The organism is Devosia albogilva (assembly GCF_042685625.1).
Lineage (GTDB): Bacteria > Pseudomonadota > Alphaproteobacteria > Rhizobiales > Devosiaceae > Devosia > Devosia albogilva.
This window is the reverse complement of record NZ_JBHUNP010000001.1, coordinates 1,921,538-1,938,950: the sequence shown is the minus strand read 5'-3', so window position 1 is coordinate 1,938,950 and position 17,413 is coordinate 1,921,538. Positions and strand designations below refer to the sequence as shown.

Here is a 17,413-nt window from a genome sequence, read left to right as displayed (position 1 = left end):
CTGCCGCCCGACACCGCCGTTGATCGGCATGCGCGCCCGTAGCTCAGCTGGATAGAGCACCAGACTACGAATCTGGGGGTCAGGAGTTCGAATCTCTTCGGGCGCGCCATTCCTGTTCGAAAACTGCGAAAATTTCCCCTCGGTAGTCGAACAGTGCAGCGCAAGCGTGCCGCCGACTATGAGCAGGCGCTGTTCACTAGCCTCGAGTTCCGATCGCAAGCTCACGAGCAGCATCTAGGTCGCTCGCGAGCTCGTTGGGCCCGCCCGTGAGCATCACTATGCATCGACTCTGAGGCGCCGTTCTCGGAAGAACAGTAGCGTCAGCAACCCCGTTGCGAGCGGGTACACAACTGCATAGCCGAGGATTCCGATGTTGCGGAGGTTCATGTCGCCCCAGAACACGCCAGCTATTCCGGCGAGCGCCAACGCACCACTGCAGAAAAACAGGCGCCGGATGGCGGCCTCCAGTCCCGAGCCCGTAAGGGTCAGGCCGGCAAAGACCACCGCGAGCGGGAAGAAGAGATCCCAGGCCAATATATCCAAGGCGTACGCCACGGATGGCCAACGGAACGACAGCAGAAACGGCGCTACTTCCAGGCTGGCGAATTTCGGGTGCCCTGCCACGGTCAGGATAGTGAAATGAACGGCGGACGTCACGCCTGCAAGCAGTGACCCGAACACCAGCGCGGCGATACCCCAAGCCTGCACTCCAGATTTGGCCCGCGTCCGGAGGGCAACCATCTGCAACACGATCGCAGGGGCCAGGAGGAGGATAAGGAGCTCCATCAAGACCAGTATAGGCCCAGCGATCGGGACCTCGGGTGATGGCAGCATGGCCAAGCCGAATCCGAGTGCTCCGGCGTACACCGCGCTAAGCAGGACGATGGTGAGCGAAGAAGCAGCCCCGAGCATAGCCACACCATGCAACAAGTCAGTTGAAGCGGCCAAGCACAAGCCATGGTCGTGTTGCCGAGGTGAACCGTGAGAGCCTAGGCCGCGGCGGGGTGGGCTTGCGGCGTTCATGCCTTTGGGCTTCGATTCATCCCGCAGGCAACTGGGCCTAGTGCTCTATGTAACAGGCGCTTGCGGCCCGAACGGCGAGCCGCGGGTGTGTTTCGATGTACTGGATCGGGCTGGAGCTATGCGGCGCTCCACCCCATATCAAGAGGTATCAGAGCACCGTTCAGGTGGCGTGACTCGTCCGACGCCAGGAACAGGATTGTGTTGGCGATATCGATCGGATCGAGCGTTCCCGGGGCGCTCGCGTGGTAGGCACCGATACGCGCCAGTGCGGCCTGGTCGACAGGGCGATCACCGACGCTGCTCATGATGTTGGTGTTGACGCCGCCGACGGCGAGGGCGTTACACCGCAGGCCGAACTTGGCATACTGATAGGCGGTGCTCATGGTGAGGCCGACTACGGCGTACTTTGAAGCGGTATAGGCCGCTCCCGCAGCGCCGCCGCCAAGTGCCGCCGCCGAGGCGATGTTGATGATCGAACCAGCGCCCTGGGCGAGCATCAAGGGCACGGCCCGACGCATGGCGTACATGGGACCGTCCACATTGACGGTCATGCACCGGCGCCACATGTCGTTGTCCACGTCCGCGACGGACTGAAACAGGTCCATCACCCCCGCATTGTTGACGAGCACGTCGATGCGCCCGAACTCGCTGACGGCGCGGTCGATCATGGCGAGGCAGTCGGCTTCATTGGCAACATTGGCGCATACCGGCACAATGCTCCCGCCGATTTCCCTGGCGGCACGGGTTACCGCCTCTTCGTTCCAGTCTGCAGCCACTACCCTGGCTCCGTGGTGGACAAACAGCCGGGCCGTCGCCAGCCCTATGCCTGATCCTGCTCCGGTGATGACCGCAACCTTGTTCTCGATGCGCATGAGAGTCTCCTTCACTGGGTCAGCGGGGGCGTAGGGACAGAGCAACCCTCACAAGAGCGGGATCGCCGGTGTCGGCGGCTGCCGAGAAACCGAGCTGCCTGGCGAACTCGACCATGGCCGTGTTTTCCCGGAGAATGAGCCCGAACAGCTCTCCGATACGCCGGGCACGGGCATAGCGCAGCAAGTGCTCCATCAAGGCACGTCCGAGACCCAGGCGCTTGAGGTCGCTGCGGACCAGCAGGCCGAATTCGGCCCGAGCTCCATCCGGATCTGCGGTATATCGGACGATGCCGGCGAGCTCTCCGCTGGGCTCGAGCGCCACGAACGCGATGTCGCGGTCATAGTCGAGTTGAGTGAGCCGGATCAGCAACTCGTTGGGGAGCCGCTGGAAGCGCTCACGGAACCGCATGTAGAGGTCGCTCTCCGAGACCCGTGCCAGGAAGTCGGGGTATAGCCGCGCGTCCGCCGGGCGGATGGGACGGATCTGCACCTGCCTGCCGTCCAACTCGACCGTCTGGTCCCAGCCGGAGGGATAGGGGCGGATGGAGAGGTCGGTCCTTGGCCCCGCCTCAGCTAGCAGCGCCGGATCGATTTCGATGCGGGCGTCGAGCGCAATCACGCCATCCGCGTCGGCCAGCAATGGATTGATGTCCGCTCCCCGGATCGCGGGGAAGTCGACCGCCAGCTGCGACAGTGCCGTCAGCACGTTGCCGATGGCCTGCAGGTCGGCCGCGGGCCGGTCGCGATAGCCGGCGAGGAGCCGGGAGATGCGGGTGCGGGCGATCAGTTGCTGTGCCAGCGGCTGGTCGATGGGCAGCAGTTCGGTGGAGGTATCATCCACCACCTCCACCGCGGTCCCGCCGGCCCCGAACAGGAGCACCGGACCGAAGATCGGGTCGACGCTGAGACCGGCGATCAATTCCTGCGCCTGCGGACGCGAGATCATCGGCTGCACCGCAAAGCCCTCGATCGCTTCGCGGCCATATTGCTGTTCCACCCGCTCGGTCATGCGCGCCGCGGCCGCGCGGGCATCCTCGGCCGAGCGCAGGTTCAGCACCACTCCGCCTACGTCGGATTTGTGGGTGATCCGGCGGGAATAGAGTTTCACCACCACGGCGCGATTGCTCTCCAGCATGCGAGCAGCGACCTCGCCCACTTCGTCGCTCGAGTGCGCCACCACGATCTCCGGTGCGCCGATGCCATAGGCCTGCAGCAGCGCCTTGGACTCGGGCTCGGTCAGGAGCGTTCGGCCTTCCTTGCCCACCTGATCGAGGATGGCCTGTGCCGTCTGCCGATCGAATCCGGGCTGTGCACCGCTTTCCGGCACCTGCTGCAGGGCCATCTGCGCCCGAGACCAGCGTGTCAGCATGCCCACCGCCTCGGCGGCTGCTGCCGGAGTGTCGAAGCTGGCCAGTCCAGCATTGGTGAGTTCCCGCCGCGCCCCTGCAGCGGCGGCCTGACCCAGCCAGCAGGTCAGGATCGGCTTGCCGTTGATGGTGCCGCCCCCTGCCTCTTCGGCCACCGCCCGCGCCGCATCGACCGGTGAGGCGAGCCCAGTGGGGCAGTTCATCACCAGCACCGCATCGACGTTCGGGTCGGCTGCCGCGGACCGCACCGCAGCGCGATACCGCTCTGGCGGCGCATCGCCGATGATGTCGATCGGATTGGCGCGGGACCAGGTCTGCGGCAGGTCGGCATCGAGCCGGGTGATGGTTTCGGGCACGAGGCTGGCGAGTTGCGCCTCCTGGTCGAGGATATGGTCGACCGCGAGCACGCCGGCCCCGCCGCCATTGGTGACGATCGCCATCCTGGCCGATTGCATCGGGGGGAAGCGGGCGGTGATCTCGGCCGCGGTGAAGAGATCCTCGAGGTCGTTGACGCGAATGATGCCAGCGCGGCGCAGGGCGGCCTCGATCACGCGGTCGGCCCCGGCGAGAGCGCCAGTATGGGTGGCCGCTGCCTGTGCAGCTTCGGCATGCCGGCCCGGCTTGACGGCGATCACCGGCTTCAGCCGGGCCGCCGCCCGGGCTGCAGACAGGAATTTTCGCGGCTCCGGAATGGACTCGAGGTAAAGCAGGATGGCGCGTGTCTTGCCGTCCCGCGCCACCATGTCGAGACAGTCGCCCACATCGACATCGGCCATGTCGCCGAGCGACAGGATATGGGAAAAGCCGATCCCCTCGGCTGCGACCCAGTCCATCACCGAAGATACGATGGCGCCCGATTGCGACAGCAGTGCCAGCCCGCCGGGTTGGGCGCCCATATGGGCAAAGCTGGCGTTGAGCCGCTGATGCGGGGCAAGGATGCCGATGGTGTTGGGTCCGATCACGCGCAGCAGATGCGGGCGCGCCGCATCGAGCATCGCCTGACGCAGCCCATTGCTGCTGTTCAGCCCGGCGGTCATGACCACCACGGTCCGCGTGCCTCTTTCGCCGAGCTCCGCGACCAATCCGGGCACCGTCTGGGGCGGCGTCATGATGACGGCGAGATCCGGCACGTCGGGGATGTCGGCGATCCGGGGGTAGCAGGTGAGGCCGAACACCTCGCGGTATTTCGGGTTCACAGGGTAGATCGATCCACCGAAACCACCGTCGATGACGTTCCGAAGCACCACGCGCCCAACCGAGCCCTCCCGATCCGAGGCGCCGATCAAGGCGATCGAGCGGGGCAAAAAGGCGGGTCCGAGGTTCCTGATGCTCATGCTAACTCTCTTTGGCCAAGGAACATTACCGCCTATACAACGGACAACCTTGATTTCGATCAACGCTCGACAGTGGGGAAACGCCATTTTGGGAGCGTGGACCATCGGAGGAGGGCAAGAGGTGGTATTCCTGTCTGGGAGGCGAGAACCACGCGCATGAGCAGCGTTCTTGTTCGGAACCTGAACGAGGTCTTGAGGGCTGTCGCGCCACTCCTGGTGACCGTCTGCCTGCTGCAGTTCACGCTCGTGTGGGCGCCGATTGAGCTTTTCCTACAGTTCCTTGCCGGCACAGTTCTTGCTGTCGCGGGCATGCTGCTGCTGTTCATCGGCATCGATCTCGGCCTCTTGCCGATGGGCCGTTTCGTCGGAGCCGAACTGCCGAAGCGGGGTTCACTGGCACTTATCGTGGTCGTGGCGTTCGCCGTCGGATTCGCGCTCACCGTGGCCGAGCCCGACGTCATGGTGCTGGCCGATCAGGTCCAGAAGGCGTCCTCCGGGCGGATACCGGCGGCAGCCGTGCTCTACAGCACGGCCATGGGGGTGGCGATACTGACCGCAGTAGCGCTCCCCCGCATCGTCTTCGGCTGGTCGATCAAGATCATCGTGGTGCTGCTTTTTGGAGCAATGCTGCTGCTGACGGCGTTTGCGCCCGCAGACTTCGTGCCCCTGGCGTACGACGCCGGCAGCGTGACCACGGGAGTGCTGACCGCCCCTGTGATCATCGCCCTTGCCATGGGGCTGAGCACCGTGCTCGCCGGGCGAGACAGCGTGGCCGACGGGTTCGGCGTTCTCGGCCTCGCTTCGCTTGGCGCCGTGCTGGCGGTTCTTTTCATGGCGCTTGTGTGGCCATGACGACCGACTGGCTTCAGCATATCGGGGATCTTGCACTGGGCGTGCTGGTCGCCGTGCTGCCGCTCATGGCGCTGTTCGTGGTATTCCAGTTGCTCGTGTTGCGACTGCCGCGGAAGCAGGTGCGCGATATCCTCGTGGGCACCACGGTTGCCGGGGTTGGCCTGTTTCTGTTCCTGCTCGGCGTGCAGATCGCCTTTCTTCCGTTTGGCCAAGTGATCGGGGAACGACTAGGCGAGTTGTCGTCGCCCTGCATAATGGCCGGTGTCGGTGCGGTTCTGGGGCTTACCACCGCCTGGGGCGAGCCGGCAGTTCGGGTGCTGGCCGATCAGGTCGAAGAGGCCAGCCATGGCACCATCAAAGGCTGGCTGGTGCTCTACAGCGTGTCGCTCGGAGTCGCCGCCTGGGTGGCTGTGGGAATGTTGCGGATCGCCTATGGAATTCCGCTAACCTGGCTGGTGGTGCCGGGATATGCCCTCGCCATCGCGATGGTGATGGTCTGCGACCGGAAGTTCCTGGGTATTGCCATTGACGCGGGCGGGGTGGCCACCGGTCCACTCGCCAATACCTTCCTGCTGGCGGTAGCGCTGGGAGCTGCTTCCGCCACCGGACAGGATGCGCTCGTGGTCGGTCTGGGCTTTGTTGCCCTGATCGCACTGGCTCCGATCCTCTCCGTGCTCGCTTTAGGGCTGGTGATCCAGTTCACGACCAAATCCAAGGAGTAGTTCGATGCAGGACCCGCATCTCATCGTCACCATTGTCCGCAAGGGTTGGGGCGAGGCCATTCTCGAGGCGACCATGGCCGCCGGTGCCCATGGCGGCACCATCATTCCAGCACGGGGGATCGGCAAGAACGAGCAGCAACGCGTGTTCGGGATTCAGATCGAGCCGGAAAAGGAGATCGTGTTGACGCTGGTCCCCGGCGAGATCAAGGCCGATATCCTGCGTGAGGTGGAACGTGCTGGTGAACTCAACGCTCCGGGCAAGGGCCTGGCCTTCACCCTCCGCGCTCAAGATGTGATCGGCATCGTGCACCTCGTCACTGACGAGACGGACTGAATTCAGACGGCAGCCTTGTTCGTTCGGCGCAGCACCCATTTGCGGGCTTCGCCGAGCCACAGCACCAAACTGCCCAAGGCAGCACAGACCATCCACTGCTCGAGGGTGAGCGGGACGGTGCCGAAAGCGTAGTTCATTGCCGGGATGTGGACCACGGCGACCTGCAACACCAGCGACAGCGTCACCGCTCCCCACAACCAGCCGTTCGCGAAAAGGTGGTGGAACGCGCTGACGGTTTCGGACCGGGCGTTGAAGCAGTTGAAGAGCTGGGCGAACACCAGCACGGTGAAGCCGGCGGTGCGGGCTTCATCGAGCGTGCCGCTTCCTTCGATCAATCCATGGGGCAGGTAGAAGTCGATGGTGAAGAGTGTGGTTGCCGCCATGACCAGCCCGGTGAACAGCACGCCGGCCCACATCCGGCGATCGATGGCGGGTTGGTCCGGGCGCCGGGGCGGCCTTTGCATCAGGTCGTCTTCGGGCTGGTCGAGCCCCATCGCCAGTGCCGGACCGGAATCCGTCACCAGGTTGATCCAGAGGATCTGGGTGGCGAGCAGCGGTAGCACGAGGCCCTCGCCGACAGCACTGAGCCCGATCACGCCCGCGCCGACGACACCTAGGAAGACGGTCAGCACCTCGCCCATGTTGGAGGACAGCAGGTAGCGCAGAAACTTGCGGATGTTGTCGAAGATGCCGCGCCCCTCGCGCACGGCCTGAACGATGGTGGCGAAGTTGTCGTCCGCGAGGATCATCTTGGCCGCTTCCTTGGTCACCTCCGTGCCGGTGATGCCCATGGCGATGCCGATATCCGCCGACTTGAGGGCCGGTGCATCGTTCACCCCGTCGCCGGTCATGGCGACGACGTGCCCATCGGCCTGCAGCGTATCGACGATCCTGAGCTTGTGCACCGGAGCGACACGGGCAAACACTGATGTGCGCCGGACCGCATCGGCAAAATCGCTCTCGTCCAGCTGGTCGAGGTCCGCACCAGTCAGCGCCTGGGCGTCGGCGTCGACGATGCCGAGGCGGCTGGCGATGCGCACCGCCGTGCCGGGATGATCGCCGGTGATCATGATCACGCGAATGCCGGCGCGTTTGGCCTCCGCAACCGAGACGGCGGCCTCTTCGCGTGGCGGGTCGATGATGCCGACAGTCCCCACGAAGATCAGGTCGCGTTCCAGCTCCTCGGCGTTCCCCTGGTCGTCGACGCTTTCGAGGGGCTTGTACGCGACGGCGAGCGTGCGCAGCGCATCATTGGAGAGGCTCTCGACATCGGCTCTGGCCCGCTCGCGCCAGCTCTCGTCCATTGCCACGACTTCCATGCCGACGCGAATTCGCGTGCAGCGGCTGACGAGTATGTCGGGCGCGCCCTTGGTCACCAAGATCGGCTGGTCACCCCACTCGTGGTCCAGCTCGACCGTCGACATCATCTTGCGCTCGGAGGTGAAGGGGATCTCCCGCACCCTCTGGAAGCGCCGTTGCCGCCGCTCCTCGATGCCGAACTTCTTCTCCGCCACCAGGAAGGCTGCCTCGGTGGGATCGCCCTCGATGCTCCACTGATCTTCCCCGGCCTGACGCAGGGCGGCGTTGTTCGCAAGACTACCGCCACTGATGGCCACGATCTGCTCGGCCCTGAGCGGACCTTCGGGAGGCGAGTGCTCCGGCCCTTGAATCTCTCCGCGGGGTGCGTAGCCAGTCCCGGTGATGTGGGTCGTGCCCGAAGCGGTCGCGACCCGCTCGATGGTCATCTCTGCCCTGGTAAGGGTGCCGGTCTTGTCCGAACAGATGACAGTTGCAGAGCCAAGGCTCTCGACCGAAGACAGGTTCTTTACCACGGCGTTGTGCTCGGCCATGCGCTGCACCCCGAGTGCAAGCACCAGCGAGAGGATCGCAGGCAGACCCTCTGGCACAGCCGCCACCGCCAGCGACACGCCCAGCAGCAACACCGTCACCAGATCGCCCGCGCTGCTGATGTCGGAGATCAGCAGGATGGTCAGCACCACCACCGCCGCAATGGCGATCACCGCAATGCCGAGAGTGCGCCCGATACGGGCGACCTCACGCTGCAGCGGGGTGGGGTCTTCGCGGGTGGCGTCGAGCATCTCGGCCACGCGGCCCATCTCAGTGTGCATACCCGTGGCGGTGACGACGGCGAGCCCGGTGCCTTGCGTCACGGCGGTGCCCTTGAAGACCATGGACGTCCGTTCGGCCAGCGGCGCCCGCTCCGGCACGGGCTGGACATCCTTGGACACGGAGGCGCTCTCGCCGGTTAGGGAGGCCTCCTGAACCCGCAGCTCTGCGACTTGCACGAGCCTGGCATCGGCACCCACCGCGTCGCCTTCCTCCAGCAGCACCAGATCGCCGGGGACCAACTCGGTGCTGGGCACGCGCCGGCGTTCACCGTCACGAACCACCGAGGACGTCACGGCCGTCATCTTGGCCAGGGCCGCCACTGCGTCGGCCGCGCGGGATTCCTGCACATAGCCAAGGACCGCATTCAGCAGCACAATGGCAGCAATGACGATGGCGTCGATGGGCAGCGGTTCGTGCCCCTCCAGCAGCCATGCCACGGACGACACCACCACGGCGCCGAGCAGAAGGTAGATAAGCGGATCCTGGAACTGGGCGAGCAGCCGCCCCCACCAGGGTGTGGACCGCGCCACTCGCAGCTCGTTGGCGCCGTGCTGATCGCGGCGACGCCGAGCCTCATCGGCGGGAAGTCCGGTGCTGACGTCGGTACCGAGGCTGCGGGCCACCAGCTCGGCTGGCCGGGTGGAAGGGTCGTGTTCGTCCAACATCGCCTCGGCCTCGGTCATTCTCGCCTCCTGTCCCCGATTCATGGCTCTGCCTGCACGGGCGAATGCCATCCGTGCCGAGGGTCGGCCCTGAACGTCACCCGGTCATCATGAACACTCGTCGCGCGAGTGAACATGAGCTGCGTCAACTGTTCGCCTGCATGGGAAGATACTCACGACTCCCAGTTGCTCGGCGCAGAGCAGTCAACCGGTTAAAGCCCGGGATCGCTATTAGTGACGATGGCCCACCCTAACCATCAACCGGTACGTGGTTCCTTCGGGATCGAAGTTGCCTACCCAGGCGTGCCCCCTGGCTTGCAGTTGGGAGTAAAGCGATAGCGGCTCTTGTTGCAGCAGCGCAAAAAGCACCTCCCCTTCGGCCATCGCCGCCAGGCGGGTCAAAATACGATCAACCCATTCAGCCGTGTTCAACTCGGTGCAGTCCAGATAGCGGCTTGGATCCGGCCAGCTGTCGGGATCGTCGGGGTGCGAGGCAGAGCCGTTCCCGGGCACCGACAGTGGCGTGAACACAACTTCCCAGTTTCCCCCGTCTATCGGTCTGGCCTGATAGACAAAGCCTCTGGCCGCCATCACCGAGAAGAGTGGTTCGGGACGAAAGCTCGCTAGCAGCCTTAACTGCTGCCCGGGTGCGAGCGCACCGACTGCCTCCATGATGGCGCCGAATGGCTCACCGCCGTCACGAAGAATCGGGCGGACATCAAGTTCAAGGGGCTCGGTCATGCGATCCTCCAATCTTCGGGCTAGGGCGCCGGGGGTCAACCTTCGCCACCCCAGGGCTTTGCTTCGCTGTCGCCAGGCAGGTCGAGAAGATCGATGGCTCTGGCGGCAAGATGATCCACTATGTCGGCGATACTCTGCGGACGGTGATAAAAAGCCGGCACTGGAGGCGCGACGATGGCACCCATCTCCGTCGCAGCCAACATGTTGCGCAAGTGGCCGAGATGTAGCGGCGTCTCGCGCGTCAGCAGGACCAGACGCCGCCGCTCCTTCAGATGCACATCTGCCGCCCGCGTCACCAGGTTGTCTGTGATCCCCGCGGCAATGGCCGCCAGGGTTCGCATCGAACACGGCGCCACGATCATCCCCTTGGTGCGGCAGGAGCCGCTGGCAATACTCGCTCCGATGTTGGCTGCCGAGTGGACGCGCGTGACCAGCGCGCGGAGGCGCTCTGGTGCGTCGTGACCCACCTCATGCACCAAAGTCCGTTCCGCCGCTGCAGAGACCACGAGGTCAGTCTCCACGTCCGTTCGGCAAGACAGGCGTTCGGCGATGCGGATGCCGAGGGCCGCACCTGACGCCCCGGTTACCGCCAGAACGATGCGGAGCGCGCCATTCATGTTGGCAACCCCAACTCGTGCCAGATCGTGTCGATCCGCCCTGTGACTTCGGAAGACATCACCAATGGTCGCCCCCATTCGCGGCTGGTTTCCGGCCCGATCTTGTTGGTGGCGTCCAGCCCGAGCTTGCCGCCCAGCCCCGGCTGGGCCGAGGCGAAGTCCAGATAGTCGATGGGCGTATCCGGAATCACCACCAGGTCTCGCGGCGCATCGAAGCGGGTGGACAGAGCCCACATCACGTCCGTCCAGTTGCGCACATCGATATCGGGATCGACGGCGATGATGAGCTTGGTCATGCTGAACTGCGGCAGCATCGACCACAGGCCCATCATCACCCGCCGCGCCTGCCCGGGATAGCGCTTGTCTATGGCCACCACCATGGCGCGATAGGAGCAGGCCTCCGGCGGCAGCCACAAATCGCGGATCTCGGGGAACTGCTTCCGGGCCAGGGGAACGAACAGCGGCGTCATTGCCGCGCCGAGACGAGAGGGTTCGTCCGGGGGGCGTCCGGTATAGGTGGACAGGTATATGGGAGAACGCCGCATGGTGATGGCGCTCAGCGTGACCACCGGAAACGGCTCGACCGAATTGTAATAGCCGGTGTGGTCGCCGAATGGACCTTCCGGCTGCGTCTCGGTGGCGCTGACCGTCCCTTCCAGCACGATCTCTGCCTCCGCCGGCACCGGCAGGCCGACGCTGACCGCACGCGACACCCGGCTCCGGCACCGGCGCAGCACGCCGGCAAAGGCCATTTCGTTGAGCCCGTCCGGCAGCGGGATCACCGCCGCGAGCAAGCTCGCGGGATCGGCGCCGATGGCCACGGCCACCGGCATGTCCAATCCCTTCTGCTGCCAAAGCCGGTAGTGGCGCGCCCCGCCACGGCTCGGCAGCCAGCGGACCAGGCACCGATCGGGCCCGATCACCTGCATGCGGTACACGCCCACATTGATGTCGCCCGGATCGTCGGGGGCGCGCGTGATCACCAGCGGCCAGGTGATCAGCGGCGCCGGCTCCCCGGGCCAGCAGGTCTGGATCGGCAGGCGCCCGAGGTCGATCTCGCTCCCGCGCCGGACAACCTCCTGGCAGGCCGGCGCGGCGACGGATCGGGTGCGCAGGCTGAGGGCGGAGCGAAGCAGGTCCCGCTGGCTCCACGCTGCCCGGAGGTCTCGCGGCGCCTGCGGAGAGCGCAACTGCGCCAGTCCCTCCCCCAGTCCGGGCAGGTCTTTGGCATCGAGACCAAGCCCGAGCGCGATGCGCTCCGTCGTGCCGAACAGGTTGACTAGCATCGGCATGGCGGCCGGCTTGCCGTCGGCCTGCAGCGGGTGCTCGATCAAGAGGGCCGGTCCGTCCTTCTCCAGCACCCGCCGGTGGACTTCGGTGAGGTCATGCACGGTGCTGATCGGCCGGGTGATTCGGCGTAGCAGCCCCCGCTCCTCCAGCACCTCTATGAAGTCGGGCAGGCTGGTGGCGATGCGGTGGCGCGGGCTGGGGAGAAGCGGGACGGACATTGCCGACACTTGCCAGCCCCGACCCCGTTCTTCCTTGCGCTGCATCAAGGTTCGGGCCGCCGCTGCTCGCTACCCTGCCCGGTGCGTCAACCAACTGGAGGTGCCGATGATGCTGCTGCCGCGCCCGCTGACCCTCTTCATCGACCGCCTGCCCGTTCCCGTGGTGCAGCGTATCGTCAGCCAGGTCTTCCATCAGGTCCTGCGGCAACATCCGGACCTGTTCGACCGGCTGGGCACCGAGGCCAACAAGCGCTTCTGCTTCGCGCCGACCGATCTCGACCTGGTCTTTTTCATCCACCCGGCGAGCAAGTCGTTCCGCACCTTCCGCAAGGCCAAGGTGCCGCGCAGCGATGCCACCGTCGCCGGACCGATGCTGACGCTGCTCGCCCTGCTCGAGGGGCGGATCGACGGCGATGCCGTGTTCTTCTCGCGCAGCCTGACGGTGACCGGCGACATGGAGGCCATGCTGGCGCTGCGCAATGCGCTCGACGATTGCAGTTTCGACCTGCCCTCCGACCTTGCCGGCATGGCCGGCCCGCTGGCCGGGCCGTTCAAGCGGGCGGCCGAACTGGTGCGCCGCCGTGCCCTCAATGGGGCGGTCTGACCTCATGGAACTGATCTGCCCAGCAGGAACACCTGCCGCCTATCGCGAAGCCGTCGAAGCCGGTGCCGACGCCGTCTATTGCGGCTTCCGCGACGAAACCAATGCCCGCAATTTCCCCGGGCTCAACTTCACCCGCGAGGAACTGCGCCAGGCGGTGGCCCATGGACATTCGCGGGGGGTCCAGACCTATGTGGCCCTCAACACCTTCATGCGCGCCGGCAATGAAGACCTCTGGTATCGCGCCGCCGACGATGCCGTTGCCGCCGGAGCCGATGCGGTGATCCTGGCCGACATGGCGCTGATGGACTATGTCGCGAACACCTATCCCGAGCAGCGCCTGCACGTCTCCGTGCAGGCCTCGGCCTCCAATGTCGATGCGGTGAGCCTGCTGGTCGAAAGCTTCGGGGCCAAGCGCCTGGTGCTGCCGCGGGTGCTCACCATCGCCGAGATCGCCAGGCTCGCCCAGCAAGTCGACTGCGAACTCGAAGTCTTCGCCTTCGGCGGGCTCTGCGTCATGGCCGAGGGACGCTGCTCGCTCTCCTCCTATGTCACCGGCCAGTCCCCCAACATGCACGGCGTGTGCTCGCCCGCGAGCCATGTGCGCTATCGCGAGGATGGCGAGGAAATGGTCTCCGAACTGGGCGGTTTCACCATCAACCGGTTCGGCGCGGGCGAACCGGCCGGCTATCCGACCCTGTGCAAGGGGCGCTTCCACATTGCCGAAGATGAAGGCTATGCCTTCGAAGACCCGGTTAGCCTAGACGTCATGGACCATCTCGACGCGCTTCGCGATGCGGGCGTCACCGCGCTCAAGATCGAAGGCCGGCAGCGTGGCAAGGCCTATGTCGCCGAAGTCGTGTCCAGCCTGCGGGCGGCACTCGACGCGCCGAAAGAGCAGCGCGCCCGCAAGCTGGCGCATCTGCACCGGCTGAGCGAGGGCCAGCGCACCACCTCTGGCGCTTACGAAAAGAAGTGGCGGTGACATGGCGATGACCACTGCCCTCAAGATCACCATGGGGCCGGTCCCCTATCTTTGGTCCGGCGAGAGATGGCGCGACTTCTACTATCGCATCGCCGACTGCGAGCATGTCGATGCCGTGACATTGGGCGAAGTGGTGTGCTCCAAGCGCAGCCACTTCATCCAGCCGCACCTGCCGGGAGTGGTGGACCGCCTGTCTGCCGCCGGCAAGTCGGTGGCGCTGGCGTCCATCGCCCTGGTCACTCAGGAGCGCGAAGCCGCACAGACCAGGCGCCTCGCGGCGGAAGCCGCTCTGGCAGAGGCCAATGATCTTTCGGCCCTGCGCCTGTTGGCGGGCAAGCCGCATCTGGTGGGGCCGTTCGTCAATGTCTACAACGGCGCAACCGCCAGGCTGTTGGCCAAGCGCGGTGCGACCCGCATCTGCCTGGGTGCGGAACTGCCCGCGAACTCGATCGCGGCGATCATCGCCGGGGCACCCGATATCGAATACGAGATCATTGCCTTCGGCCGGCTGCCTCTGGCCATTTCGGCCCGCTGCGCCCATGCCCGGGCCAAGGGCCACACCAAGGACAACTGCCAGTTCGTGTGTGGCGAGGAGCCGGACGGCCTCGACGTCGATACCCTCGATGGCCAGCCCTTCCTCACCGTCAACGGCGTCCAGACCATGTCCCGTCACTGCCAGGTTCTCCTGGCCGACATGCCGGCGCTTGCGCGCATGGGCATCACGCATCTGCGCCTGTCGCCACAGGATTGCGACATGGCGGCGGTCGCCGGCATCTATGCGGATGTGCGGGATGGCCGCAGGACAGCTGAAGAAGGCCTGGCGGCATTGCGGGAAATCTACGCAGCAGCCCCCTACTCCAACGGCTTCCTGCATGGCGTTGCAGGCATGGAGTGGGTGGCGGCATGAACCATCATGGGCCCGGCGTCACCTGCTCTCATCGCGGCAGCATCGTGCCGCGATTGCCGGCGCCATCTTGCGCAGGCGCAAAGAAGCTTTCGTGGACGCCGCTATCCTGTCGCTGAAAGCAGGAAGATCGGCATGAAACTTACCAAAATCGCGGCGGGCGCTCCAGCGCTGCTCAAGGACGACGGCAGCGCGGTGGCTCTGGAGGCCGTGGTCGACGCCATTGTGTCAGCCATCAAGGAGCATGGCCACTACGGAAATCTTGCACATCACATTTCCGGAGGTGGCGATTGGGACGCCTATGCCGCGGCCATACGCCAGTTGCTGTTCGGCCGTTCTTCGTACGGGGATCTTGGCCCGCTGGCGCGAAATGTCGCCCGCTCCCTGAGTGGGCGTGGACCGGAGAACATCCGCCCTTTCCGCGGGTGGTTTTTCGATCGGCTGGAGATCGAAAGCTCCATGCTGCATCGCATGCTCGTGGAACGCCGGATCGAGACCCTCAATGAGGACGCCGAACGTTCACGCCCGCGCTTTCGCAAGTCAGCGCTTAGCATTCTGACCAGTCACTAGGTGACGGACCCCCTCCCGGCGAGCAGGGCACGACTTGCCGCGGATCGGTTCCCTCATCGCGCCCCGAACGACGTCGCGCAGTGACTACAGGGCAAGCCAGTCCCAGAGCGATTCCATCGGCTCCGGATCGCGCATCAGGCGGAAGCTGAGATTGTCCGGCGGTGCACCCACCGAGCAGCCACCGCCACGGGCATCCTGTACGAACACGTTCATAGGGGTCAGGTGACGCCCCTCGAGGTAGCGGATGCCGCAGCTTTCGACGACACTTGCGACCCTGCCATTCGCATCGAGGGTCGTGCGGTTGGCGCAGGTGGCGGTCCATTCCCAGATATTGCCGGCAAGGTCCTCGACGCCATGGCGGTTGGCACCGAATGCCCCACCGGGTTGTGGGATGGCCTCGGGCCGGATCGCGCGACCGGCCTCCTGTTCGTACTGCGCCAGCCAGCGTTCGGCGGGATTGGCGGTATCGATCTCAGCCTCGAGAGCGTGGTCAACGGCCCGGTCGCCGGCAATGAATATCCACTCGGCGACCGTGGGCAGCCGCCAGGTCTGACCCGTGGCCTCCGACAGCCATTCGGCATAGCTGGTGGCGCCATTGTAGCTGATGCCGGTTGCCGGCAGTGCCGGATCGTCGCTCCTGACTGCGGGGCGCGGCGTCTCGCAGCCACCGTCGGCAACGCAGCGAAGGTAGTCCCCTGCCGTGACCTGCCGACGCATCACCTCGACGGGGCCGAAGGCTTCTTCCACCACCGTGCCGTTCACCGGTGCGCCGTGCTGCTGGAAATCGCCGGGCAAGCGGTGCTGAAAGGTGCGGGCTTCCACCACCACGGTGTCCGGAGGGGTAACTGCCGGTGCCCGGCCCGACGGCAGCAGGTCAAGTTGGGCGGCGCCAAACAGGCCGAAGCCGACCAACAGCGCTGCGGGCAACATCAGCCCCGCAAGACTTTCGCGCTTTTCCGTCGCAGCATGCATCCGAACCTCCCCTGTGCAAGAGAGGCGGCCCGCAAGGAGACAGCGGGCCGCCCGACACGGCTCAGGCGATCGGGCTTGGAGCCTGAACCTGTGTCATCAGGTCGTCATTCCACTCGCCCTCGACCTTGAAGTGGGCGGTGGCGCCCAGCTCCACGGCTTCGATGAGGTTGTGGTTGACGTAGGCGTAGATACCAGGCTGCAGGAAGGTATAGAGTGCCGCTGCGGCGCAGCCGCCCGGGATCAGCCAGGTCTCGAGATCGACTTCCGGCGCATTGCGGAACTTGCCGGTCGCCCAGACATAGTCGCCATGTCCCCCGATCAGGTGCGGACGCGTGTCGCGGTTGGCCTGGCTGTGCACGATCAGCACCGTCTCGCCGACATTGGCGGTCATGGCGTTGTCGCCGGTCAGGGCCCCTACGGCACCGTTGAACACCTCGTGGGTGGGGATCAGCCCCTTCATCACCTCGAGCATGTCGGCATAGCAGTCGCCGGCCGACTCGTAGCTGCGGAAGTTGCCGTTCTCGTCCTTGGGGACGTAGAAGTCCTGCTCGCCGATATAGAAGACCTTGTCGTATTTGAGCGGCCGGCCGGCCCCGTCCTTGAGCCCGTCGCGCGGCAGCACCATGATGGCGCCGTTCATGCCCGACACCACATGCCAGGGGATCATCGAGCCGCCGGGCGCGCAGTGGTAGACGAAGACGCCGGGCCGAGTGGCGCGGAACCGCAGCTTCACCTGCTCGCCGGGGTTGACCATGGTGAGCCCCCCGCCCCCAAGTGCACCGGTGGCCGAGTGGAAGTCGATATTGTGCATCATCAGGTTGGTGTCGGGGTTGACCAGCGTCAGCTCCACATAGTCGTCCTGGTGCACCACCATCAGCGGACCCGGTACCGAGCCGTCGAAGGTCATCGCCTGTACGGTGGTACCAAGATCATCGATGACCAGCGGTTTCTCCTGGATGGTGAGGGTGAACTCGACCACTTTCGGTCCGCCAGTGGCCACCTGCTCATGCTCGTGCACGAAGGGCGGAGGCAACAGCTTCACCTGTACGCGCGGCAGGGCGCTGAGATCGGGCGGCGGACCGGTGACCACGCCGGCATCTTCCGCCGATGCGGGCACCGAGGCCAGCACCGCTCCGAACACGCCGGCCAGTGCAACCCCGGCCATCAGATTGCGGCGCGACAGGTTCACACGATCATGGTCTTGCATTTTCTTCTCCAC

Annotated in this window: 16 protein-coding genes and 1 tRNA gene; 8 read left to right on the top strand and 9 right to left on the bottom strand. The window is 65.4% G+C overall.

All coding sequences use genetic code 11. From position 1 onward, the window contains the following. Positions 1-32: 32 nt before the first annotated feature. A tRNA-Arg gene (locus ACFSX5_RS09875) sits at positions 33-109 on the top strand. A gap of 167 nt (positions 110-276) precedes the next feature. Here the strand turns inward: ACFSX5_RS09875 and ACFSX5_RS09870 are convergent. From ACFSX5_RS09870 to ACFSX5_RS09860, 3 genes are all read right to left on the bottom strand, one after another. Beyond that, complete coding sequence (locus tag ACFSX5_RS09870) at positions 277-840, bottom strand: hypothetical protein (RefSeq protein ID WP_386833172.1); 564 nt, start codon at positions 838-840, stop codon at positions 277-279. 299 nt (positions 841-1,139) lie between these two features. After that, on the bottom strand, positions 1,140-1,895 hold the full coding sequence (locus ACFSX5_RS09865; protein ID WP_386833171.1) for an SDR family oxidoreductase: 756 nt from the start codon (positions 1,893-1,895) through the stop codon (positions 1,140-1,142). A 19-nt stretch (positions 1,896-1,914) separates the two neighbouring features. Continuing rightward, a complete protein-coding gene (locus tag ACFSX5_RS09860; protein WP_386833170.1) occupies positions 1,915-4,596 on the bottom strand; it encodes a bifunctional acetate--CoA ligase family protein/GNAT family N-acetyltransferase in 2,682 nt (893 codons plus the stop codon). Positions 4,597-4,752: 156 nt separating this feature from the next. Between ACFSX5_RS09860 and ACFSX5_RS09855 the strand changes: the two genes are divergently transcribed. Genes ACFSX5_RS09855 through ACFSX5_RS09845 form a run of 3 tightly spaced genes read left to right on the top strand, consistent with a single transcriptional unit; the run spans position 4,753 to position 6,504 of the window. Then, positions 4,753-5,448 carry a DUF1538 domain-containing protein gene (locus ACFSX5_RS09855; protein WP_386833169.1) on the top strand — a complete coding sequence of 232 codons (696 nt, stop codon included), beginning with the start codon at positions 4,753-4,755 and terminating at the stop codon, positions 5,446-5,448. Then, positions 5,445-6,170, top strand: a complete 726-nt coding sequence (locus tag ACFSX5_RS09850) for a DUF1538 domain-containing protein (protein WP_386833167.1) — start codon at positions 5,445-5,447, stop codon at positions 6,168-6,170. The genes ACFSX5_RS09855 and ACFSX5_RS09850 overlap by 4 nt, the downstream gene beginning before the upstream one ends. Positions 6,171-6,174: 4 nt before the next feature. Further along, positions 6,175-6,504 carry a P-II family nitrogen regulator gene (locus ACFSX5_RS09845; protein WP_386833166.1) on the top strand — a complete coding sequence of 110 codons (330 nt, stop codon included), beginning with the start codon at positions 6,175-6,177 and terminating at the stop codon, positions 6,502-6,504. A gap of 2 nt (positions 6,505-6,506) precedes the next feature. On the opposite strand, the gene ACFSX5_RS09840 is transcribed toward ACFSX5_RS09845, so the two are convergent. From ACFSX5_RS09840 to ACFSX5_RS09825, 4 genes are all read right to left on the bottom strand, one after another. After that, a complete protein-coding gene (locus tag ACFSX5_RS09840) occupies positions 6,507-9,317 on the bottom strand; it encodes a cation-translocating P-type ATPase (RefSeq protein ID WP_386833165.1) in 2,811 nt (936 codons plus the stop codon). A 210-nt stretch (positions 9,318-9,527) separates the two neighbouring features. Further along, positions 9,528-10,037, bottom strand: a complete 510-nt coding sequence (locus ACFSX5_RS09835; RefSeq protein WP_386833164.1) for a DUF2249 domain-containing protein — start codon at positions 10,035-10,037, stop codon at positions 9,528-9,530. A gap of 35 nt (positions 10,038-10,072) precedes the next feature. Then, positions 10,073-10,654: a UbiX family flavin prenyltransferase gene (locus tag ACFSX5_RS09830; protein ID WP_386833163.1), complete on the bottom strand. Its 582-nt coding sequence runs from the start codon at positions 10,652-10,654 to the stop codon at positions 10,073-10,075. Beyond that, positions 10,651-12,162: a UbiD family decarboxylase gene (locus ACFSX5_RS09825; RefSeq protein WP_386833162.1), complete on the bottom strand. Its 1,512-nt coding sequence runs from the start codon at positions 12,160-12,162 to the stop codon at positions 10,651-10,653. The genes ACFSX5_RS09830 and ACFSX5_RS09825 overlap by 4 nt, the downstream gene beginning before the upstream one ends. Positions 12,163-12,268: 106 nt before the next feature. Here ACFSX5_RS09825 and ubiT point away from each other — a divergent pair, with 106 nt between their 5' ends. The 4 genes from ubiT (at position 12,269) to ACFSX5_RS09805 (ending at position 15,222) form a co-directional block, all read left to right on the top strand. Next, positions 12,269-12,766, top strand: a complete 498-nt coding sequence (gene ubiT / locus ACFSX5_RS09820; protein ID WP_386833161.1) for a ubiquinone anaerobic biosynthesis accessory factor UbiT — start codon at positions 12,269-12,271, stop codon at positions 12,764-12,766. Between the two features lie 4 nt (positions 12,767-12,770). Continuing rightward, entirely contained in the window at positions 12,771-13,748 is a 978-nt protein-coding gene (gene ubiU / locus ACFSX5_RS09815) for a ubiquinone anaerobic biosynthesis protein UbiU (RefSeq protein ID WP_386833160.1), read from the top strand. Position 13,749: 1 nt separating this feature from the next. Next, a complete protein-coding gene (gene ubiV, locus ACFSX5_RS09810) occupies positions 13,750-14,655 on the top strand; it encodes a ubiquinone anaerobic biosynthesis protein UbiV (protein WP_386833159.1) in 906 nt (301 codons plus the stop codon). A 132-nt stretch (positions 14,656-14,787) separates the two neighbouring features. Beyond that, entirely contained in the window at positions 14,788-15,222 is a 435-nt protein-coding gene (locus ACFSX5_RS09805; protein WP_386833158.1) for a hypothetical protein, read from the top strand. Between the two features lie 84 nt (positions 15,223-15,306). Here the strand turns inward: ACFSX5_RS09805 and ACFSX5_RS09800 are convergent, their stop codons facing one another. Beyond that, on the bottom strand, positions 15,307-16,194 hold the full coding sequence (locus tag ACFSX5_RS09800) for an SUMF1/EgtB/PvdO family nonheme iron enzyme (RefSeq protein ID WP_386833157.1): 888 nt from the start codon (positions 16,192-16,194) through the stop codon (positions 15,307-15,309). A 61-nt stretch (positions 16,195-16,255) separates the two neighbouring features. Continuing rightward, positions 16,256-17,401: a copper-containing nitrite reductase gene (gene nirK / locus ACFSX5_RS09795; protein ID WP_386833155.1), complete on the bottom strand. Its 1,146-nt coding sequence runs from the start codon at positions 17,399-17,401 to the stop codon at positions 16,256-16,258. Positions 17,402-17,413: the final 12 nt, after the last annotated feature.